The organism is Pantoea sp. UBA7232, from assembly GCF_002473195.1.
Taxonomy (GTDB): domain Bacteria; phylum Pseudomonadota; class Gammaproteobacteria; order Enterobacterales; family Enterobacteriaceae; genus Pantoea; species Pantoea eucrina.
In genome coordinates this window covers 357,932-379,859 of sequence record NZ_DKTK01000008.1, presented here as the reverse complement: position 1 = coordinate 379,859, position 21,928 = coordinate 357,932, and the positions used below count along the sequence as shown (strand labels likewise).

Annotated in this window: 18 protein-coding genes; 9 read left to right on the top strand and 9 right to left on the bottom strand. The window is 56.6% G+C overall.

What is annotated here, in order from left to right; all coding sequences use genetic code 11:
- Nucleotides 1-286 precede the first annotated feature (286 nt).
- The 4 genes from B4056_RS09705 (at nucleotide 287) to B4056_RS09690 (ending at nucleotide 4,994) form a co-directional block, all read left to right on the top strand.
- Nucleotides 287-847 carry a non-canonical purine NTP pyrophosphatase gene (locus B4056_RS09705; RefSeq protein WP_040113457.1) on the top strand — a complete coding sequence of 187 codons (561 nt, stop codon included), beginning with the start codon at nucleotides 287-289 and terminating at the stop codon, nucleotides 845-847.
- Nucleotides 844-1,638, top strand: coding sequence for an SIR2 family protein (locus tag B4056_RS09700; protein ID WP_034829783.1), 795 nt, complete (start codon nucleotides 844-846; stop codon nucleotides 1,636-1,638). Before B4056_RS09705 ends, B4056_RS09700 begins: the two co-directional genes overlap by 4 nt.
- A gap of 71 nt (nucleotides 1,639-1,709) precedes the next feature.
- Nucleotides 1,710-2,033: a YebG family protein gene (locus B4056_RS09695; RefSeq protein WP_094110876.1), complete on the top strand. Its 324-nt coding sequence runs from the start codon at nucleotides 1,710-1,712 to the stop codon at nucleotides 2,031-2,033.
- A gap of 1,020 nt (nucleotides 2,034-3,053) precedes the next feature.
- Entirely contained in the window at nucleotides 3,054-4,994 is a 1,941-nt protein-coding gene (locus B4056_RS09690; protein WP_288654534.1) for a methyl-accepting chemotaxis protein, read from the top strand.
- Nucleotides 4,995-5,026: 32 nt separating this feature from the next.
- Here the strand turns inward: B4056_RS09690 and cybB are convergent, their stop codons facing one another.
- On the bottom strand, nucleotides 5,027-5,566 hold the full coding sequence (gene cybB, locus B4056_RS09685; RefSeq protein ID WP_071668312.1) for a cytochrome b561: 540 nt from the start codon (nucleotides 5,564-5,566) through the stop codon (nucleotides 5,027-5,029).
- Nucleotides 5,567-5,658: 92 nt separating this feature from the next.
- Nucleotides 5,659-6,456, bottom strand: a complete 798-nt coding sequence (locus B4056_RS09680) for an SGNH/GDSL hydrolase family protein (protein ID WP_052246545.1) — start codon at nucleotides 6,454-6,456, stop codon at nucleotides 5,659-5,661.
- Between the two features lie 575 nt (nucleotides 6,457-7,031).
- Here B4056_RS09680 and B4056_RS09675 point away from each other — a divergent pair.
- From B4056_RS09675 to B4056_RS09665, 3 genes are all read left to right on the top strand, one after another.
- Nucleotides 7,032-8,159 carry an acyltransferase family protein gene (locus tag B4056_RS09675; protein ID WP_040113461.1) on the top strand — a complete coding sequence of 376 codons (1,128 nt, stop codon included), beginning with the start codon at nucleotides 7,032-7,034 and terminating at the stop codon, nucleotides 8,157-8,159.
- A 220-nt stretch (nucleotides 8,160-8,379) separates the two neighbouring features.
- Entirely contained in the window at nucleotides 8,380-10,362 is a 1,983-nt protein-coding gene (locus B4056_RS09670) for an autotransporter outer membrane beta-barrel domain-containing protein (protein ID WP_094112281.1), read from the top strand.
- A gap of 115 nt (nucleotides 10,363-10,477) precedes the next feature.
- Nucleotides 10,478-11,008: a DUF2058 domain-containing protein gene (locus B4056_RS09665; protein ID WP_094112280.1), complete on the top strand. Its 531-nt coding sequence runs from the start codon at nucleotides 10,478-10,480 to the stop codon at nucleotides 11,006-11,008.
- Nucleotides 11,009-11,020: 12 nt separating this feature from the next.
- Here the strand turns inward: B4056_RS09665 and B4056_RS09660 are convergent, their stop codons facing one another.
- Nucleotides 11,021-11,707 carry an RluA family pseudouridine synthase gene (locus B4056_RS09660; RefSeq protein ID WP_094112279.1) on the bottom strand — a complete coding sequence of 229 codons (687 nt, stop codon included), beginning with the start codon at nucleotides 11,705-11,707 and terminating at the stop codon, nucleotides 11,021-11,023.
- Between the two features lie 51 nt (nucleotides 11,708-11,758).
- Complete coding sequence (locus B4056_RS09655; RefSeq protein ID WP_288654560.1) at nucleotides 11,759-13,087, bottom strand: glycoside hydrolase family 10 protein; 1,329 nt, start codon at nucleotides 13,085-13,087, stop codon at nucleotides 11,759-11,761.
- A 115-nt stretch (nucleotides 13,088-13,202) separates the two neighbouring features.
- On the opposite strand from B4056_RS09655, the gene B4056_RS09650 reads away from it, so the two are divergent.
- Nucleotides 13,203-13,523 (top strand): hypothetical protein, encoded by a 321-nt coding sequence (locus tag B4056_RS09650; protein ID WP_040113465.1) that lies wholly within the window; start codon nucleotides 13,203-13,205, stop codon nucleotides 13,521-13,523.
- A 29-nt stretch (nucleotides 13,524-13,552) separates the two neighbouring features.
- Here the strand turns inward: B4056_RS09650 and gabP are convergent, their stop codons facing one another.
- Nucleotides 13,553-14,947, bottom strand: a complete 1,395-nt coding sequence (gene gabP, locus B4056_RS09645; protein ID WP_150034812.1) for a GABA permease — start codon at nucleotides 14,945-14,947, stop codon at nucleotides 13,553-13,555.
- Between the two features lie 101 nt (nucleotides 14,948-15,048).
- Nucleotides 15,049-16,305, bottom strand: coding sequence for a 4-aminobutyrate--2-oxoglutarate transaminase (gene gabT, locus B4056_RS09640; protein ID WP_094112253.1), 1,257 nt, complete (start codon nucleotides 16,303-16,305; stop codon nucleotides 15,049-15,051).
- Between the two features lie 109 nt (nucleotides 16,306-16,414).
- Between gabT and B4056_RS09635 the strand changes: the two genes are divergently transcribed.
- On the top strand, nucleotides 16,415-17,929 hold the full coding sequence (locus B4056_RS09635; RefSeq protein ID WP_211279587.1) for a PLP-dependent aminotransferase family protein: 1,515 nt from the start codon (nucleotides 16,415-16,417) through the stop codon (nucleotides 17,927-17,929).
- A gap of 49 nt (nucleotides 17,930-17,978) precedes the next feature.
- Here B4056_RS09635 and B4056_RS09630 read toward each other — a convergent pair whose 3' ends face one another.
- From B4056_RS09630 to B4056_RS09620, 3 genes are all read right to left on the bottom strand, one after another.
- The gene (locus tag B4056_RS09630; protein WP_094112252.1) at nucleotides 17,979-19,445 is read right to left on the bottom strand and encodes a pyridoxal phosphate-dependent decarboxylase family protein; all 1,467 of its coding nucleotides are present in this window, start codon (nucleotides 19,443-19,445) and stop codon (nucleotides 17,979-17,981) included.
- Nucleotides 19,446-19,457: 12 nt separating this feature from the next.
- Nucleotides 19,458-20,840, bottom strand: a complete 1,383-nt coding sequence (locus B4056_RS09625) for a diaminobutyrate--2-oxoglutarate transaminase (protein ID WP_288654559.1) — start codon at nucleotides 20,838-20,840, stop codon at nucleotides 19,458-19,460.
- Nucleotides 20,841-21,053: 213 nt separating this feature from the next.
- Complete coding sequence (locus B4056_RS09620) at nucleotides 21,054-21,809, bottom strand: prepilin peptidase (protein WP_094112251.1); 756 nt, start codon at nucleotides 21,807-21,809, stop codon at nucleotides 21,054-21,056.
- Nucleotides 21,810-21,928: the final 119 nt, after the last annotated feature.

The following is a 21,928-nucleotide window of genomic DNA, read 5'->3' as shown; positions in this document are numbered from 1 at the left end:
GTGCTAAGCGAGACGGCTGTCACAGCGCTTTTTCTGCACGTTGATCTGCTCCGGAGATTTGACATTAGAGATGATATTTATGCGTGGCGGGGGGTTATCGCGCAACTTTTCACGGAAGCGAACCGCTATCTGCCTGCGCTAAATTGCGCGCGCGGTTGTTCCTTCTGCCGGTCACAGAGTAGAATCACTCCCGGCACAGGCGGATGTGCTAAATATAACAACAGGCGGAAAACAGCCGGATCACCTCACTAATGCAGTTTAACCCTACTTAACATTACTGGTTGCAATGAAAATTCGTTTCTTATCGGCTAACGAGCTCAAACTTTCTGAAGTGCGTACCATCCTTGAACCGGTAGGAGTGGAAGTGGTGCCTATCGCGCGGCGGATTGAGGAGATCCAGACGGAAAATGAGGTTGAACTGGTACGCGATAAGCTCACCAAAGCGTTTTCCATTATCGGGCGGCCGCTGTTTGTCGAGCATACCGGCCTGTTTCTGGACGGGCTTAACGGTCTGCCAGCCGGACTGACGCGCATCTTCTGGAGCCGGCTCAATGCCGATCGCTTTACCAAACTGGTACGCGGCCTTGATACGCCCTGCGTGACGGCAAAAACCGTGCTGGGGTATTGCGATGGTCGCAAGATGTATCAGTTTGAAGGACAGCTGCGCGGTCGCATTGCACCAGAGCCGGCCGGGCCGCAGGAGTTTCAGTGGGACTGCGTGTTTATCCCGGAAGGGTATACGCAGACCTTTGCTGAAATGGGCGATCTAAAGAATGAGATCTCCAATCGGCGCCTGGCGCTGGATCGCTTTGCCGCCTTTCTCAAAACCGCGCGGGGTTATGTATGAAGCCTGAACTCAAACGCGCCTACGATGCCGGTAAACTGATCCTGTTTGCCGGTGCCGGCATCTCCCGCAATCTTGGCCTGCCGGAGTGGCACGAACTGATTGCCCATCTGGCAAAAGAGCTGGGCTACGATCCGAAAATATTCAACACCTACGGGACACACCTGTCGCTGGCGGAGTATTACAAGCAGCGCAAAGGCTCACTGGGGCCGCTGCGCAGCTGGATGGATCGCGAGTGGCACCGGCCCGATATCGATGTGCGCAGCTCCGAAATCCATACCATGATCACCCAGGGTAATTTTTCGCGCATCTACACCACCAATTACGATCGCTGGCTGGAGATGGCTCACGAGGCGCACAACGTCCCCTATAGCAAAGTGGCTAACGCCGCCGATCTCGTCTCACTCACTGAAGATAAGCGCCACATCATTAAACTTCACGGCGATTTCGATGACGATACCTCGATTGTGCTGGATGAGAGCAGCTATTTTGAACGTCTCTATTTTGATTCCCCACTGGATATCAAACTGACGCACGACGTGATGGGTAACTCGGTGCTGTTTGTTGGCTACAGCATAAGCGATTTCAACATCCGCCTGCTGTTCTACCGGCTGACTAAAATGTGGGGACGAACCGGACTCGCAACGGCCCGGCCTAAATCGTATCTTTTTACCAATCGCAATAATCCGGTGGCTAAAGAGGTACTGGGGCAGTGGGGAATTGAGATGATTGTCTCGGAAGAGGATGACCCACGAAAAGCGCTGGCCACCTTTCTGGAGGAATTGCTTGCCTGAAACGCGGGCAGACTTGCTCATCGCTGCATAACAGAATATACTGTATATAAATACAGTTAATGAGGTGCATCATGGCAGTCGAAACCAAATATGTTGTAGTCAGAAAAGGTGAAGAGAAGATGACGTTTGCCAGTAAAAAAGATGCCGATGCCTGGGATAAGATGCTCGATATGGCAGATGCCTTTACCGACTGGCTGCAGCAGATCAAGCCAGAGCTGGCGGATGCGGAAGCGGAAACCTGGGGCATGCTGCTGGCAGAGCAGAAAGACGCGGTACAGCATATTCTGCGCACCAGCAAACTGCCTGATGCGGCGGCAGACAAAGACGTTAAATCTGACGTGAAAGAGAGTGATTCTGCCCCTGAAAAAAAGGTGCGCGCGGTTAAAGCGGCCTGATCGTTGTGATGCACCCCGGCGCCGTCTTCCTGACGGCGTTTTGCTGTCGCCTTACTCACCTTTGCTACTTTCTGATTAAGCCTGAAAAAGCCCGGCATGCGGGCCATTTTATCAGTGTGAAAAGAGTGAAAAGGTTCCCGAGTAGTAGCTCACCATCCAGACAACATAAACCAGCCACACCAGTAAAAAACCGGTTAACCCCATTTTACCTGTCATTGTATGCTCCTGTAATCGTAAGGGCGGAAAGCCTGCAGGAGATACGTTGACAGCAGTTGCGCACAAAGTTCTTGCGCCAGATCAACCCGCCAGTGAAATACCTAATTAATCCCCAGGGGCGGCATTTATATGCCAGGGTCGCATAAATGCGACCCCTACGAGCGTTTCTGTAGGGGCGGCATTTATGCCGCCCTGGTCACGTTCTGCACCCAACCCGCACCGCATCAATACGCCAGGGTCGCATGAATGCGACCCCTACGGGCGTTTCTGTAGGGGCGGCATTTATGCCGCCCTGGTCATGTTCCGCACCTAACCCGCACCGCATTAATACGCCAGGGTCGCATAAATGCGACCCCTACGGGCGTTTCTGTAGGGGCGGCATTTATGCCGCCCTGGTCACGTTCTGCACCCAACCCGCACCGCATCAATACGCCAGGGTCGCATAAATGCGACCCCTACGGGCGTTTCTGTAGGGGCGGCATTTATGCCGCCCTGGTCATGTTCTGTACCCAACCCGCACCGCATTAATACGCCAGGGTCGCATTAATGCGACCCCTACGGGCGTTTCTGTAGGGGCGGCATTTATGCCGCCCTGGTCATGTTCTGCACCCAACCCGCACCGCATCAATACGCCAGGGTCGCATTAATGCGACCCCTACGGGCATCGATATTGATTATTTTTTAATCCGGGTGCGGATGCCATCAAGTTCAGCACGGTTGAGCCGATAGAGTGATAAAGGATCGCTGGTGGCCCAGGATGTGGCGCAATTATTGCTCTGATTTGCCAACCCCAGGAGCGCCATCATGGCCACAAAAGCAATTATAACGCGAAAAATGCGTACCCGTACTCAGATGCTGCTGACGGGCGCGGTCACAATTACCCTTGGTTTTGCTATCACCATCGGCGTGCTCAGCCGGCAATCCAGCAGAGAACAGAAGTCGCTGGCGGAAAACTATCTGCAGCAGATTGCGCAGAGTCAGGCATTGCAGATTCAGCAGGAGCTGAGTTACGCGCGCGATGTGGCGCATAATCTGGGACATAGCCTGATTGCGCTGCCGGCGGCAGGGATCAGCGATCGGAAGGTGGCGGACCAGCTTCTTATCTCCACTCTGCGTGACAACCCCGATTACCTCTCCATCTCTGTGATATTTGAACAAAATGCGTTTGATGGCCGCGATGCGGAGTTTGCCAGCCAGCCAGGTGCGGCGCCTCAGGGGCGCTATGCCTACTTTGTCGATCGCGACGACAGCGGCAGCTTCAGGCTGCATCCTCTGGCCTCCATGCTGACGCCGGGCCAGGGCGATTACTATCTGCTGCCGCAGAAAAGCCGTAAGGATACGCTGATTGAACCCTACAGCTACGCCTACAATGGCGTACCTGTGTTGCTCACATCTGTGGCCACTCCCATCATCAGCCAGGGCAAACTCTGGGGCGTAGTGACCTCTGATATCTCACTGGCGGCGCTGCAGGCGCGCGTTAATAAGATCAGGCCCTGGGAGGGCAGTGGCTATGCGATGCTGCTCTCCAGCGGTGGCCGGGTGGTTTCCTATCCGGACCAGACGCAAACCGCGAAACCCTGGCAGGGAGAAACGCATGGGTTCAGCCGTGCCGTTACTGAACAGCATGACGCCATACTGGGGGAAGCGGCGCTGATAACATGGCAGCCAGTGACTATCGGCAGCAGCGACCAGCACTGGTATCTGGGTGTCGTTGCACCGGTGAGCAAAGTGATGGCGGCGGCGCACCGCCAGCTGATGCACGCGCTGATACTGATGCTCATCAGCATCGTTGCCGTGAGTGTGCTGCTGGGATGGGTGTTCAGCCGGAAAGTGCTTAAGCCGATTGGCGGCGAGCCGGCCGAAGCCAAGGCTATTGCGCTGGCGGTGGCCGGCGGCAGACTTGATAACGCGATTCCGCTGGTGTCACAGGATCGCAGCAGCCTGTTTTACGCGCTGCATACAATGCAGACGCAGCTGCGCGATATGGCAAGCCAGATTCAGGACGCCAGCGCATCAGTGCGGCAAGGCGCGGGCGAAATCGCCAGCGGCAACCTCGATCTTGCATCGCGAACCGAAGAGCAGGCGGCTGCGCTGGAGCAGACCGCGGCCAGTATGGAGCAGATTACCGCTACGGTGAAACACAACGCGGCAAATGCGCATCAGGCAACTACGCTGACAGAAAATGCCACGCATATTGCCAGCCGCGGCGAAACACTGGTGGGTGAAGTGGTGCAGACGATGGCGCAGATAGATAACAGCGCGAAAAAGATCGGCGACATTACTGCCATTATCAACAGCATCGCATTTCAGACGAATATTCTGGCGCTCAACGCGGCGGTGGAAGCTGCACGTGCCGGCGAGCAGGGGCGTGGCTTTGCCGTCGTGGCCTCTGAGGTTCGTAATCTGGCGCAGCGCAGCGCCAGCGCGGTGAAAGAGATTGCTGCGCTGATCGAGGAGTCCGGGGAGCGCGTCAGCAGCGGCGTCGGGCTGGTTCAGCGTGCCGGTAAAACCATGACTGAAATGACACAGGCGGTAAACTCCGTGCGCAATATTATCGATGAAATTGTTATCGCATCTGATGAACAGGCGCGCGGCATTAGCCAGGTGACCATTGCAGTGAATGAGATGGATAGCGCTACGCAGCAGAATGCGGCGCTGGTTCAGCAGATGTCGGCAGCAGCAAGCTCACTGGAAGATCAGGCGGCGCAGCTCGCTCACACCGCCGCACGTTTCACATTAAGCTGACTGACGCAGCCCGGCCGCGTGCCGGGCTGCCGTTAGCGCGGCTTGCGCGAAGGCATCATGCGCAGCAGCGTATTGTCCTTAAACAGATAATGATGCGCCAGCGCCGCCAGCGCGTGCAGGCCGATTAACCAGTAACCCAGCGGTACCAGCGTTTCATGCCACTCAATCAGCGTATCGGCCAGGTCGGGATCGGGCGCGGCGCTGACCGGCATCGAAATACCAAATAGCCACCAGTCGCGGCCAAGCCAGAATCGGGAGAGAATGCCCAGCACCGGCAGGGTAATAAACAGCAGGTAGATTGCCAGATGAGTAAGGTGTGCCAGGCCGGTCTGCCAGTGGGCGGGCTTCGGCACAATAGCCGGCGTGCGATGGCGAAACCGCATCACCAGACGCGACAGCATCAGCAGCAGCACGCAGCTGCCAGCAGAGAAGTGCGTCACCACCATAAAGAGACGCTGCCAGGAGCCGCGCGGCGCCAGGCCGCGAAACTCCATCGTGCAATAAGCGAGAACAATCAAAATAAATGTCAGCCAGTGAAGCAGAATCTGCGCGGGGGCATATTTTGTGCTCATTATTCCATTCCATTCGGTACGAAGCGGTAGCGCTACAATAGCCGAAAGCAGAGTGAAAAAAATGCTCTTTCTGCGTCATTGCTGCCTGAAACTCAGCGCCGGGCGACCTGTTGCGCCTCATTGCCTGACTTACCGGCCGCCGCAAGCTCACTGTTGAAATGTGCGGTCAGAACGGAGTAGGTCTCCTCAGCTTTCATACGATAGAGCTGTTCAGAGGGATGAATACAGTCAGGTGACATCAGCGACTGCCACTCTTTCATTTGCAGAATACGCTGATACTGGCGTGCCAGCGGCAGCGACTCGGCGCGCGCCAGTGCGTCCAGCTTCGTGACATAAGGCGCAACGTTCCACTTTTTTGCCCCGCCACAAATCGGGTGCGGCTCCTGCAATACCACCTGTTTACCCTCTTCGCGGGCAATCGCGATCAGCTCCGTCATCACTTTAGTATACTGATCCGGGCTGACAATATATTTCGCTTCGGTATCTTTGAAATGAAAGTGTCGCGCATCGTTGGTTGCGAAGTTAAGCAGGATTATTTTAGCGGGCGAGCGCTGCATCTCTTCACGCCAGCTTTTATTCTTTTTATAGAAGTATTTCGGGTGCAATAAATCCATTGCCTGTGCAGAGGCTGCGCCCTTATTTACCACGCGGATGCCCGGGCCATACTTTTCGCCAAGCCACTTATTTATCAGGGCAATCTCATTGTCTTTGATGTTGATGTTATGTTGTTTGCCATTCTCTCTGACTGCCATTGCGCCCAGCGTACTTGAACCACCGTAAGCTTCAATAATAAAGTTATTACTGGTATCAGGCGTCGTTGCCCATGCGGTATTTTGCAGGATAAATCCGGTAACCAATAATGAAGCAAAACGAATCAGTGAATAAGGCATAGCAAATTTCCCGCCTGGTGAGGCTCAATAATATTTAATGGATCGAATAATTAAAACGTAAAATGTAACCATAACAGCTGTGACGCAGGTCATACAATCTTAAAGCATCAGTGAAAAATCAAAATCAGGTTAATTCTTAAACTCTGGTAATAACGCTGTGAAATTATTTGTCTAATCAGCATGATGTGCATAGTGACTATAAAATATTCTGGACCTGATTTCAGGAGGGGTACAGGGGACTGCTCTGGAGTCTCAGGATGACCACGCTAACCATTTTTATGATTTTCACCTGTCAGGCCAGGATGTAGGAAAAGCGCTCAGGCTAGCGGAGCCGGGCTTCTTTGTCAGTAAGGCCGCCTGCCAGCGCGGCATCAACCCTGTTCAAAGCATTAACTCTCTAACACTTTCAAACAGATAACGCTGCTTTACTGAACAGGTCCGTAAAAAAGTTACAACTTTTACACAATAGCGAAATTCCTAATCGTTAGTCACAGGAATGTATACAGAATTTTCTGGTATTACCCCGTCCACGATTCCCCTATATTCCGCTCACTATCCCCATCAAGGTATGCGATGTGAAAACACAATCCTTTTTGTCCAGCCGAAATATCGGTCTGGATCTGCTGCGTGCCGGGCTAATTCTGGAAGGTGTCTTGTTACATGCCTCAAGAAGTTTGCCCGGCGAGAATCCCTGGTATTATACGGCGCAGCGCGATCCCGCTGAGATATTTACTGCGCTGTTGAGCATGTTTCATACCTTCAGGATGGAAGTCTTTTTCTTTTTATCAGGGATGTTTTCCGCCCTCATTATTCTCCGTAAAGGACAGCAGTTTTTTACCGAGAACCGTCGCAAGCGCGTATTTATTCCGCTTATTTCAGCCTATCTGTTTATTCCGCCACTGATGTATTTTATCTCTGGACAGATAAATGACCGCCCCTACTCGGCGGAAGGCTGGCTGAACAGCTACACCATGATGCATCACCTGTGGTTTCTGGTGTCGCTGAGCATTATGTCACTGGCCATACCCGGCAGCTTTTATCAGTGGAGCGCACGCCAGCTGGGCAAACTCTCACTGCCTGCGCTTATCGCGCTACTGGTTGTGCTGGGTAACGCCTGTTTTGTGCTGAAATTCCTGGTAAAAGGGCGTGGCGAATTTATCGAGCTGATTCCGATTACGGCGCGCTTCCTGGTCTACTACACGGCAGGCTATGCGCTCTATATCAATCGCGAGAAGATTGCGCATTACGCAAACAGTAAGCTGATGAACAACTGGCTGATTGCCGCGCTGGTGGCTGCCGTCTGGGCGGGCTGCTACTACGTTGCGCATAATCATATCGGCGGCGTGGTGAAGTACGTGCCGGTAATGATGGGCAGCGTGCTGTCCGCCATGCTCTCTTACTGGATGGTGTTCACCTTTGAAAAAATCCAGGTTAAAGAGAATCGCATACTGACCGCTATCGTGGATTCAGCACTGATCATCTATCTGCTGCACTATCCGGTGGTGATTGCGTTCTCCTGGCTTATTGATGACTGGCTGCCTGCCAACTATGCCGTTCTGTATGTGCTGATTGACTGTGCTATCGGTATCGGCCTGAGCGCCGTCTGCTACTGGTTCATCAAGCGTTCACGCATTGCCTCTTTCATGTTTGGTCTGAAGCCAAAAGCGAAGAAGGTGCCGGTGCCGCTCGAAGCCCGCATGTAATCCGTTTTGCCCGTCAGCACGCCTGCTGGCGGGCCCTGCTTTATACCGCCCTGAACCCGATTATTCTGACGGATACCGCAAATCCCCGGTCACAATCTGGTAAATGCCTCTCTGAATGTCTACACCTTTCCTGCAATACCACGCCGCCTGCGGATAAGCCGCACGCGTAGTCCGCCCGTCTCGTCGCCAGCGTGGCGATCGGGTATTTCAGGAGTCTGATATGCCTCATTCCTGTTTTACGCCCCTGGCGCTTGCCGGTGTCATTGCTGCCACTCTTGTTGCCTCAGCGCCTGCTTACGCCTGGGATAGCCTGACTGTATTTGGCGATAGCCTGAGCGATGGCGGCAATGTCGGTCGCTTTACGTATGATGGTGCACAGCATCCCCTCTATGACGAAATTCTGGCAGCAGACTCTGGCCTGTCGCTGCGCCCTTCATCGCAGGGCGGAAATAACTACGCTCAGGGCGGCGCCGTGACCGTTCCGGCGCTTAACCCGGCGTTTAATACGCAGGATCAGCTGGCGCGCTGGCTGCAGCGTAACAACGGCCGCGCGGAGCGCAATGGTCTCTATATTTACTGGGCAGGTGCCAATGACATTGCGGCGGCGGTGCTGGCAAATCCGCTGACTGCGCCGCAAACCGTTGCAGCCAGCGCCAGCGCGGCGGCGGCACAGGTTCGAACGCTGCTGGATGCAGGTGCGGGTACGGTAATCGTGCCGAATGTGCCGCAGCTTGGCACAACCCCGCTGATGATTGAGACGGTGCTGCAGCTGACAGGCCCCCTGGCAGATTCAGCGCTGCAGGCGGCGTTTCAGTCGCTGAACGCGACGCCTGTGCTGAGTCAGGCTGCCCGCGAGCAGGCTATTCAGACCGCATTCAGCCGTGCGGCGGGAGAAGTCTCTGCGATCCCTGCCGTACGCGATGCGCTGGCGCAGCAGCTGTTCGCGCTCTGGCAGGTGCTGAGTGAGCAGGTGACGGCACTCTCTGATGGATTTAACCAGCAGGAGGAAGCGGGGCTGGCTGCGCTTAAAGGCAATATCGTGCGTGCTGATATCGCTGGCCTGCTCAGCGAAGTGATCGCGGACCCCGCGCGGTATGGTTTGAGCAACACCATCGGTATGGCCTGCCCGCCAGGCACATCCGCCGCACAGTGTACGTCTGCCACGCCAGGCTTCAGCGAGGCGCAGCGCTTTCTGTTTGCTGACCGGCTGCACCCCTCGCCAGCAGTACATGCGATGATTGCCGATTATATCCGCTCGATTCTCGATGCACCGGCGCTGGTCTCATCGCTCACCGCAGCGCCAGCAGGCGCGGCCCGTGATATGCAAAATACGCTGGAGGGACATCTGCAGCAGCAGCGTCAGCAGGCGCAGAGTACCGGTGAGTTTAGCCTGTTTGGTGGCTACGCCGGGCAGCATGCTGACTATCGCCGCAGCGATCTGCTTACGGGTGATGCCACTCAGGCCAGCCTGACGCTGGGTATGGGATATCAGCTGACCGATAGCTGGCAGGCGGGTCTGGTGCTGTCACGCAGCGACCAGCGCCAGCATCCTGACGATCGTTACTCATACAAGCTGCGCGGCAATCTGGTGGCGCTTTACAGCCAGCTTACGCTGTTCGAGCAGGGCTGGATCAACGCAGACGTGCACTACGGCGATCTCAGCTATGACGCTATTGAGCGCCGTGTTCAAATCGGGCCGGCCACCCGTACAGAACAGGGAAACAGCAGCGGTAAACTGCTGGGCTTTCGCGTGCAGAGCGGCTGGGATTTCCCGCTGACCGCACATCTCTCTACCGGTCCGGTTGTGCGCTATGCGCTCGATTACGCGCGCGCCGGTGGCTACCGTGAAAACGGAGAGAGCAGTACCGCAATGCGTTTTTCCGATCAGACCCGGCATACCCAGACTGGCGCAGCCGGCTGGCGTATCGACACCACGCGGTGGCCCGTCAATCCCTGGGCGGAAATCAGCTACAACCGTCAGTTTGGTGACGCTGAGAGCAGCGTTCGCGGTGGACTAAAATCAACGCGCACGGCTTTTACCCGTACGGTTAGCAATGGCGATGATAGCTGGCTGGAGGCGGCAGCGGGTGCCTCGGTGCCGCTGACTGACGCCGTCAGCGCGTTTACCGGCGTTTCTGCGATCGGCGGCAACAGCGATCGGCGGCAGATAACATGGAATATAGGCATCAATGCCACCTTCTGATCGCTGAGAGCGCCGTCTGCTGCAGATATCCGCTCACGCGGATGCGGCTGGCCGGTACAGCCCGGTGAATAACAGGTATAATCCGGCAGATTAGCCAACAGATTCAGGATCGGACATGACCAAACTTACTCTTCAGGAGCAGATGCTCAAAGCCGGATTAGTCTCCAGCAAAAAAATGGAAAAAGTGCAGCGCACGGCCAAAAAGTCACGCGTGCAGGCGCGCGAAGCGAAACAGGCCGTTGAAGAGAATAAAAAAGCGCAGCTTGAGCGTGATAAGCAGCTTAATGATCAGCAGCGTCAGGCGGTGCTGGAAAAAGAGTATAAGGCGCAGGTAAAGCAGCTCATTGAGATGAACCGCATCACCATTGGCCGGGGTGATATCGATTTTAATTTCACCGATAACAATCTGATCAAAAAAATCACCGTTGATAAAACGACGCAGACGCAGCTTATCAACGGGCGTCTGGCGATTGCCCGGCTGGTTACGGAGAAAAGCGACTACGCCATTATTCCGGCCAGCGTGGCGGATAAAATTGCGCAGCGCGACGCCAGCGCGATTGTGCTCAATAGCGCGCTGAGTCAGGAAGCGCAGGATGAGGACGATCCATATGCTGATTTTAAAGTGCCGGATGATCTGATGTGGTAAGCGCTCTGGCGTTCAGAACGGGGCCGGCAGCTGCAGATGCAGCGGCTGCTGGCTGACCGGATGAACAAACCGGATCCCACTGGCGTGCAGCATCAGACGCGGCGCCTCTTCTGTTCCCGGCAACTGCCGGCCACCATAAAAGTCGCAGCCCAGAATCGGGTAACCCAGCAGCTGGCAGTGCAGACGCAGCTGATGGGTACGTCCGGTTTCGGGCATCAGCATCACCCGCGTCAGCGGCGGCCCTTCAGGCGGGCAAAGGCGTGCAGTCACCTGATAACGCGAGCGCGCCGGTTTGCCCTTTACCGGGCACGCCGACATCAGCGGAAAGTGCGCGGGATCCTTTGCTATCGGCGCATCTATCACGCCTTCATCGCAGGGCAGATGCCCGCACAATAGCGCGGTATAGGTTTTTTCCACCCGGCGCGTACTGAACTGCGCGGAGAGAGCAGCGTTAATCGCTTTGTTCCGGGCGATGATCATCAGGCCGGATGTGCCAAAGTCGAGCCGGTGCACCAGCGAACAGCCGGGATAGCGCTGCAGCAGCCGGTAATGCACCGAATCGCTATTTTGCGGATTCTTACCGGAGAGGCTCAGCAGACCGGCGGGCTTACCTATCACCAGCAGGTGTTCATCCTGCCAGATAACAGTAATCTTTTCATGGCACGGCGGCGCGATAAACGCGTCAAAATCAGCAGTCATAGCGCATCTGTATTGGGCTAACGGATGCTGATGATAGCGAAACCGTGTGCATCAGTCGCGGCTTTTCCAGCGCTGCTGCAGATAGCGTACTGCTTCCTGCGTCTGCGGCTGTGACAGATACCCCTCGCGGAAGAGGATCGTGCCATCAACATCCGGCAGCGACTCATTCAGCTCAATCTGCTTTTGCAGTTCGGGTACCCCATTCTGACGCGTCCAGTCGGGCTCCATTTTAGACGCCACGCCCACTTTATAGAGCGCAACGCCAATGTAGAGCTGCACCGGCGTCGGACGGACCACGTCCGCCCACCAGCGGGTCAGCACGTCATAGCGCGCTGCTGCGCGGGCAAACGGCCAGTAAAGCTGCGGCGCGATATAATCCAGCAGACCACGCTGAACCCAGAGGCGCGTATCGGCGTAGGCCTCGTCGTAGGCGGCTGCCCCGCGCGTATCGGAACCCGCCGGGTCGTGAGAGAGATTGCGCCATACTCCAGCCGGACTGACGCCAAACGCCACGCCGGGCCGCACTTTTTTAATCGTGCGGGAAACCTGTTCAATCAGCTGTAGCGTGTTATTGCGCCGCCAGTCAGCTTTAGTGATAAAACCGGCGCCATATTGCCGAAAAGTCGCGCTGTCATTCAGAGGAGAGGCCGCGGTTTCCGTGTAGAAATAGTCGTCAAACTGCACGCCATCCACGGCGTAGTGCGAAACAACTTCAGCCACGATGCTGGTGATCCAGTCGCGTGCGGCGGGAATACCCGGGTCCAGTACCAGCCGGTCGCTGGCAGTGCGGATCCAGTCAGGATGCAGCACATAGACGCTGGCAGGCTGCTGCGCCAGCGTACGCTGTAGTTCGCGCAGGGTGCCGGGTTTGACGTTAGTCGAGACGCGATAGGGGTTAAACCAGGCGTGCACTTTTATGCCACGCTGATGGGCTTCTTTCAGCAGAAACGCCAGCGGATCGTAGCCGGGACACTCTCCGATATGGCCGGTCAGGGTATCGGACCACGGCAGGATCTTTGAGGACCAGAGCGCGGTACCGTCAGGCTTGACCTGGAAAAACACTGTGTTGATCCCGAGCTGCTTTAACTGGTCCAGTTTTGCGATAAGCGACGCCTGCTGCAGACGCACACGCTCAGCGGGTGCAGCCGTCACCGATGTCACTGGCGGCCAGTCGAGGCGCGAAACGGTGGTGAGCCATACGCCGCGCATCGGCACGCGCCGGGCGTCCGGAGCAGGCGTTACCGGCGGCTTTGCCGCGGGCGGCAGCGGCAGCGGCGTCACCAGCGACTTCGGGGGGGGACCGGCACAGCCTGCCAGTAGCAGCGCCAGCGCAGCGGTGCGCAGCAGCGCTGTCAGATGAAAACGCGATAAACAGGCTATGGTAAACTCCCTTTATAAACGGCTAAAACTGGCGCTGCCATTGTCAGGGCATGCGGCAGAAAGTCAACCTTAACGGGTGGTGCAGTGTCGCCATCCACGCGCGGGAATAAAAAATATGCAATATGAAGATCTCTATCGCCGCATCGGACAGATTATTTATAGCTGCGGGCCTGAGAACGCACGTCAGCTGACGGTACAGGCTGAACTGTTTGCTGATGAGGAGGGGGGACAGTATCAGTTTAACTATCTGGATGAGCAGGGCGAACCTGACTGGTTTGAGCCTGATGCGCGTGCCGTAGGCGACCTGACGGAGGCGCTGAGAGCGTTTCAGCACTATTTCATTGAGCATGAACTGTCACCGGGCCAGCCCGTCTGGACGCACTGCGTGGTGAAAATTGATGTGCCGGAGTCAGCCATCAGCATCGACGTATACTGAAACCGGGCATCCCTGCCCGGCACTGTGACTCAGGAACGAACGGCGACCATTCTGGCGTGGCGGCGTGCCGCGCGTTTGCGGTGTACCAGCCGGCTGGCAGCCAGCACCAGCAGCGTCAGAATAGCGGTTGCGATGATCTCCGGGCGATGCTGCTGATTAAACAGCATGGAGCCCAGCACGCCGATGATAAACACAATGGTTGCCCAGGTGAGTCCCGGGAAGAGCCACATGCGGTAGCTCAGGACCTCACCACGCGCCTCGCGCTTTTTACGCAGCACCAGGTGAGAGGCTGCAATAACCAGATAGACCAGCAGCGCAATGGCTCCGGAGCTGGCCAGCAGGAACTCAAAGACGGCGCTGGGTGCCACGTAGTTGGCAAATACCGCCAGAAACGCCGCTGCGGTTGAAAGCAATACTGCAACCCATGGCGTACCGCTGCGCGTGGTGCGTGATGCGGCCGCGGGGGCATCCTGACGGCGCGACAGCGAAAACAGCATACGCGAGGCGGTATAGAGCGCAGAGTTCAGGCAGCTGCAGACGGCAATCAGTACCACAATATCGACAATCAGACGCGCGTGCGGGATGTTCATTATCTCCATAGCGGTCTGATAAGAACCGGTCTTCATCAGCGCCGGACTGTTCCACGGCACCAGCGAAATCACCAGGAAAATTGACAGCAGATAAAACAGCGCGATACGCCAGATGACGGAGTTAGTCGCCTGGGTGATTTGCTTTTTCGGTTCACGCGACTCCGCTGCGGCAATGGTGACAATCTCCGTGCCCATGAAAGAGAACATCGTGGTCAGAATAGCCGCCAGTACGGCGCTGATTCCGTTTGGCATAAAGCCTTTGGTATCCCAGAGATGTGAGATCCCCTGCGTATTGCTGCCGGGCAGCAGGCCAAATACCGCCAGGCTACCGGCGACCAGGAAGCCGACGATTGCCACCACCTTCAGCAGGGCAAACCAGAACTCAAACTCGCCATAGTTTTTCACGCTGAACAGATTACTGATGGTCAGAAACGCCGTAATCGCCAGGGTATATTCCCAGACGTCTACCTGCGGAAACCAGCCGTGCAGGATAGTGCCGGCGGCGTTAGCTTCAAGCGGGATCACCAGCACCCAGAACCACCAGTAGAGCCAGCCGATGGTAAAACCGGCCCAGCGCCCCAGCGATTTATCAGCATAGGTGGAAAAAGAGCCGGAATCAGGCGAAGCGACGGCCATTTCAGCCAGCATGCGCATAATCAGCACCACCAGCGTACCGGCGGCAATATAGGCGAGCAGCACCGCCGGTCCCGCTTCGGCGATGGCGTGACCGGATCCGACAAACAGGCCGGCCCCGATAACGCCGGCAATAGATAGCATCCTCACGTGGCGCGGCTTCAGGCCTGGTGCCAGTACGTCGGCATTCTGAGCAGTCATAGTTTTTTCTCCGAATCGTCTCTCAGGCGACGTACAGCGCCGCCTGGCGTGAAGGTGGACAAGTCAGGCCTGCAGCGGACAGGCCTGAGGTGCAGCGCGGTTCAACGCTGCGGAGTGAGCAGACCGCCGAGAATATCGAGCGCCTGACGGAACTGCGCGTCCGGAATCGTCAGCGGATAGAGGAAGCGGATGACGTTACCCTGCGGTCCGCAGGTCAGCAGCAGCAGCCCCTGCGCCATCGCCTGCTGCTGCAGCGCCTGCGCACTCTGCGCATCAGCAAACTCCACGGCCACCATGGAACCCAGCGCGCGGATATCGGTAATAGCAGGCTGCGTGGCGCGTATTCCCTGCAGAAATTCGGTCAGCGCAGCGCCAAGCTGTACGGAGCGTTCGCAGAGCTGCTCTTCGGCGATGACATCCAGCACCGCGTGCGCCGCCGCAATAGAGAGAGGGTTACCGGCATAGGTTCCCCCCAGGCCGCCGGGACCGGGCGCATCCATAATTTCTGCTCGTCCGCTGACGGCGGAGAGCGGCATACCGCCGGCGAGGCTTTTTGCCATAGTGATAAGGTCCGGCTCCACGCCATAGTGTTCCATGGCAAAGATTTTTCCGGTGCGGCCAAATCCGCTTTGTACTTCATCAGCAATCAGCAGAATGCCGTGCCGATCGGCCAGCGCGCGCAGCTGCGTCATAAATTCAGGTGGGGCGATATGGAAGCCACCTTCGCCCTGGACCGGCTCCAGCACGATCGCAGCCACATCCTGCGGGGCGATATCCTGCGTAAAGAGGTCATCCAGACTTGCCAGCGCATCTGCTGTGGTGATGCCGGTGACGCTGTTTGGATAACGGGCGTGAAATACGGAGGCGGGCATCGGGCCAAAGTCGCGCTTATAGGGAGCCACTTTGCCGGTCATCGCCATGGTCATAAAGGTGCGGCCATGAAACGCATTGCCAAAGGTGATGATACCGTGACGCCGCGTGGCGGCGCGCGCAACCTTAACGGCATTCTCTACCGCTTCAGCACCGGTGCTGAAAAACGCGGTTTTCACTTTACCGGCGATAGGAACCAGATCGTTAATACGTTCCGCCAGCGCAACATAGTTCTCATAAGGCGTGACCTGGAAAGCGGTATGGGTAAACTTCTCTAACTGATCTTTGATGGCCTGCACGACGCGCGGATGGCGATGGCCGGTGTTCAGAACCGCAATACCGCCGGCAAAGTCGATCCAGCTATTACCTTCAGTGTCGCGCAGCGTGGCGTTTTCCGCCTGCTCAACAAACCACGGGCACAGGTTGCCGGTGCCGCGTGGCAGGGCGTCATCTTTACGTTGTTGCAGCTGGCTGTTTTTACCTTCCATAACCTTTCCTTAGCGATAAGCTTCTTTACAAATCACGACAAACACGCTTATTTATGCCTGCAGCGGCACAGGTTGCCAGAGCCAATTCAACGAAAAAGGATGGAGCCAATTGCGGAGTTTGTATGCCGATCATGTTCTGGAACGTCTGCAATTTGTTGCAGAGGGCACGCTGCAGCAGCGCCTGCTTATCTGCATGCAGCAGGCGATTGCTGAAGGTATTTTCCCGCGCGCCTCGCGCCTGCCCGCCACGCGCGATCTGGCACGCGAGCTGGGGGTATCGCGTAATACGGTGCTGAACGTCTATGAAAATCTCATTGCGCAGGGATACGTCACGGCGCGCACCGGCAGCGGCACCTGGATTGCTGAAACGCTGCCTGAGGGGTGTCTGAACAGCCCGCAGCGCGTTCCTGAGCCTGCTGCCGCGTTGACAAAACCTGCTGCGCTGTCGCGACGGGGGGCAACCCTGCTCGGCCACGCCAACGCCTCACCGTGGCAGTGGGGCGCATTTGTTCCGGGCGCGCCCGATGTGCGTCAGTTTCCGCATAAGCTGTTCAGTCAGATCCAGGCGCGGCTGAACCGCGATCCGGAGATAGAGCGGCTGATCTACAGCAGCAGCGGAGGCTGTCCGCTGCTGCGTCAGGCGCTGGCGGAGTATCTCAGCGTGGCGCGTTCGGTACGGGCGGACGCCGACCAGATTATTATTACCGAGGGTGTGCATCAGGCGGTGGATCTGGTGACGCGCGTGCTGTGCGACGCGGGGGATCCGGTCTGGATCGAGGAGCCGGGCTACTGGGGAACGCGTAATTTGCTGCGCATCAACGGCCTTAAAATCCAGGCGAAAGCGGTGGATGAGCAGGGCATCATTCCCGATCTGACGTCGCGCAGTAAACCGCCAAAAATGATATTTGTGACACCGTCACACCAGTATCCGCTGGGCGTACATCTTAGCCTGGAGCGTCGCAGGCAGCTGCTTGATTTTGCGCGAAAACATAAAAGCTGGCTGGTAGAAGATGACTACGACAGTGAATTTCGTTTTTCCGGCCAGCCGTTTCCGTCGCTGCAGGGCTTTGAGGCGGATGCACCGGTTATCTATATGGGCACGTTCTCTAAAACGCTCTATCCGGCGCTGCGGCTGGGCTATCTGGTGGTGCCAAAAGCGCTGGCACAGCCGCTGCGGCTGGCGGCAGCGGAGCTATACCGGGGCGGTCACCTGCTGATCCAGCGCGCGCTGGCAGAGTTTATTCAGAAAGGGCATTACATGGCGCATATCCGCCGCATGCGCAAGCTTTACAGCCAGCGGCGGCAGTTTCTGACCGGGCTTATCTCCCGCTATCTTGGGGAGGCGTTTATGCCTGCGGTGAACTATCAGGCGGGTCTGCATCTGGTACTGCCGCTGCCGCAGGGGTGTGATGACGTGGCGATAGCTGCGCTGGCGCTCAGGCGCGGCGTGAAGGTGCGTGCGCTGTCGCAGTATTATATGCATCCGCAGGAGAAACGCGGTTTACTGCTGGGATATGCCTGCGTTGACGAGCGTCAGTGTCAGGATGCGTTTGGCGCGCTGAGAGGCTGTCTGCTGGAGGCGGGCGTGATCGCGCGTGGCAGCGGCACGGAAAATCTGGCATAAAAAAAGCCGGCAACCCGTGAAGGTTGCCGGCCTGATGTCAGCCGGAGAATCAGGCGCTCAGCAGCTGATCGGCGGTTTTTTCCACCAGAGCCAGCAGCAGCTTGATATCATCCAGCGTCACGGTCGGATTCAGCAGCGTCAGCTTCAGGCAGGTCACACCCTGATTTTCGGTCACGCCTACGTTAGCGCGGCCCGACTCCAGCAGCACATCGCCGATGCGCTGATTAAACAGGGCAATCTGCGCGATATCGGTGAGCTGCTGCGGACGATAGCGGAACAGCACGCTTGCCAGCTGCGGCTGCATCACCAGCTCCAGGCGCGGTGTCGCTTCAACATACTGCGCCACTTCCTGCGCCAGCGTGACGCCGTGGTCGATAATTGCCGCATACTGTTTCTGACCCAGCGCTTCCAGACCCATCCACAGCTTCAGCGCATCGAAGCGACGCGTGGTCTGCAGCGATTTAGAGACCAGGTTTGGTACGCCCGCCTCTTCATCAAACTCAGAGTTCAGGTAAGCCGCCTGATAACGCATCAGTTCATAGTGACGCGCATCCTTCAGCAGAAATGCGCCGCAGCTGATGGTCTGGAAATATTGCTTATGGAAGTCCAGGGTAACGGAGTCCACCATGTCCAGGCCATCCAGATAGTGGCGATACTTCTCTGACAGCAGCAGCGCGCCGCCCCATGCCGCATCCACGTGCACCCAGATGTTACGTTCAGCAGCAATGGCAGCAATTTCGCGCAGCGGATCGATAGCGCCTGCGTCAGTGGTACCCGCGGTAGCAACAATCGCCAGTACCTGTTCGCCATTCGCTTCAGCCTGCGCCAGTTTGGCCTGCAGATCGTTGACGTCCATGCGCGCAAAGTCATCCGACTTCACCTGAACCACTGACTGATAGCCGTGGCCGAGCAGCGCCATGTTCTTCTGTACGGAGAAGTGCGCATTTTCAGAGCAGAACACTTTCATCTTACGCAGATCGCCGATGATGCCATCCTGCTGCACCGAATGTCCCTGGCGGGCAAAGAAGGCATCACGCGCCAGCATCAGGCCCATCAGATTGCTCTGGGTGCCGCCGCTGGTAAAGACGCCCGCGTCGCCGGCAGCGTAACCCACCTGAGCACGCAGCCATTCAATGAGTTTGACCTCAATGATGGTCGCTGATGGGCTCTGATCCCAGGAATCCATGCTCTGGTTTGTGGCGTTGATCAGAACTTCAGCGGCCTGGCTTACCACCAGGCTTGGGCAGTGCAGATGCGCCACACACTGCGGGTGGTGCACTGACAGGCTGTCTTTCAGGAAATACTCAATTGCGCGCTCAATCGCGGCCTGGTTACCCAGGCCGTCAGGATTGAAGTCAAGCGCAATGCGCTCGCGCAGTTCGGCAACCGTTTTGCCCTGATACATCTCAGGCTGTTGCAGCCACTGCACAACCGCGGCGCTGCTCTGGGCAATCGCCTGCTGATACGCCTCAATGCTCTGCGCAGAGGCGGCCAGAATCGGGTTCACTTCACTCATTTACTTTTCCAGTCAAACAGGTTTGACGCCAGCGCCCAGCAGCGCCTGCTCAAATTTATCCAGGAATACAGCCAGCTCTTCGTTTGTGATAAGCAGGGACGGCAGCAGGCGCAGGACAGAACCGTGACGGCCGCCGCGCTCCAGAATCAGGCCCGCTTCGAAGCATTTCTTCTGCAGCAGCGCAGAAAGCTCGCCATCTGCCGGGAAGCTGCCCATGTGATCGGCTGGCTCATCAGGCTTAACGATTTCGATACCGATCATCATGCCCATGCCGCGAATATGACCGATAACCGGGAAGCGCTGCTGCATCTCTGCCAGCTGTGCTTTCAGCCATTCACCCTGTTCCGCAACTTTGGCAGCAATATTCTGCTCGGTCAGCACTTTCAGGGTAGCCAGACCAGTCGCCATCGCCAGCTGATTGCCGCGGAAAGTACCGGTATGGTGTCCTGGTGACCAGGCATCAAACTGCTTTTTAATGCCCAGCACAGCGAGAGGCAGGCCACCGCCAACCGCTTTTGACATCACGATGATGTCCGGCTCAATGCCGGCGTGTTCAAAGGCGAAGAATTTGCCGGTGCGGGCAAAGCCTGCCTGAACTTCATCCAGAATAAGCAGGATGCCGTGCTCCTGCGTGACTTTGCGAATGCGCTGCAGCCACTCTGCCGGTGCCGGGTTCACGCCGCCTTCACCTTGGACCGCTTCCAGAATAACGGCTGCCGGCTTGCGCACGCCGCTTTCTACGTCATTGATCAGGTTATCGAAGTAGTATGTCAGCGCTTTCACGCCTGTGTCGCCACCGATACCCAGCGGGCAGCGGTACTGGTGCGGATAAGGCATAAACTGCACTTCCGGCATCATGCCGTTAACCGCTTCTTTTGGCGACAGGTTGCCGGTCACCGCGAGCGCGCCGTGCGTCATGCCGTGATAGCCGCCTGAGAAACTGATAATACCGCTGCGACCGGTGACTTTTTTCGCCAGCTTCAGCGCAGCTTCAACGGCGTCCGCGCCGGATGGGCCGGTGAACTGCAGGCAATACTCTTTGCCCTGGCCTGGCAGCAGAGAAAGCAGAGATTCAGAGAATTGATCTTTCAGCGGTGTGGTCAGATCAAGAGTATGTAACGGCAAGCCGCTGGTAATGACATTTTGGATGCTCTGCAGAACATCAGGATGGTTATGACCAAGTGCCAGCGTCCCTGCGCCAGCCAGACAGTCAAGATATTGCTTATTCTCAACATCCGTAATCCACACGCCGCTGGCTTTAGCGATGGCTAAAGGCAATTTGCGCGGGTAACTCCTGACGTTTGATTCAAACTCAGCCTGACGGGCTAAGAATGCGTCGTTGTTTCCGTTGAATGAGCTGGTACCAAAATTATCAATACGGACTTTATCCGTCATCATATCTCTCCTTCAACCGGGGCTCGCAGTGGCTGGCCGATTGACTAATTGAACAAAAAAGTATCAGTAATGTAAAAAGCGCGGCCAATATAGAGCCTTTTGCCTCACATCACAATGATTAATTTTGTGTAGAATTATTTATTCTTTTCATATACGAATCATAACGTTGGACAGAAACTGGCCGCTGTTATTTCTCCGCTAAAATAGCCAGCTTTAAATTATTGAATGAATAAAGAGACTTATACCCGCCAGTGAAAGCCACGGACCAAACGGAACAGGGCGGTCTGGCCGCTGAAAACAGTAGGGTTTGATAAAGATCACAAAAATCAGCGCGCTGCCGCAGGCGATAAGCAGCAGCGCCGGCAGCGACGTCCAGCCAAGCCAGGCACCCAGCGCTGCCATTAATTTTGCATCCCCCAGTCCGATGCCGGGCTGATTTCTCAGCAGCTGATAGCACCAGCCGGTAAAGCGAATCACGCTATACCCGGCCGCTGCGCCGGTAACGGCATCACGAAGCGTACCGGGCATCGCATCACCGGCATGCAGTAGCAGGCCAAGCCAGAGCAGCGGCAGCGTAATCGCATCCGGCAGCAGCAGGTGCGTCATATCGATAAGCGAAAGCGCCAGCAGTGACCATGCCAGCAGCAGTGCGGCAATCAGGCGGCTGTCCGCGGGCAGCAGCTGCATCAGCAGCAGGGCGATCAGCGACGTCGCGGCCTCAGTAACCGGACAACGACAGCTGATAGGGCCATAGCAATCGCGACACCGGCCGCGCAGCAGCAGCCAGCTCAGCACCGGGATCATGTCATACCAGCGCAGGGCGCGTTCACAGTGTATGCAGCAGGAGGAGGGAGCCAGCAGGGAAGTGAACGTGGCCGCCCCGGCGATGTGTCGTGGCAGCCGGTACACCACAACGTTAATAAAACTGCCCGTCGCCAGCGACAGCAGCGTCACCATTACCAGCATCATATTCTCCTCCTTCTCACATGACGTAATTCATCTGCGAGTAACCTACCTGATATCCGGCGAGTGAGGTATTTAAAATCAATATTTTCAGCGAGTTGCAGAAAAAATTGCGCCCCATATCC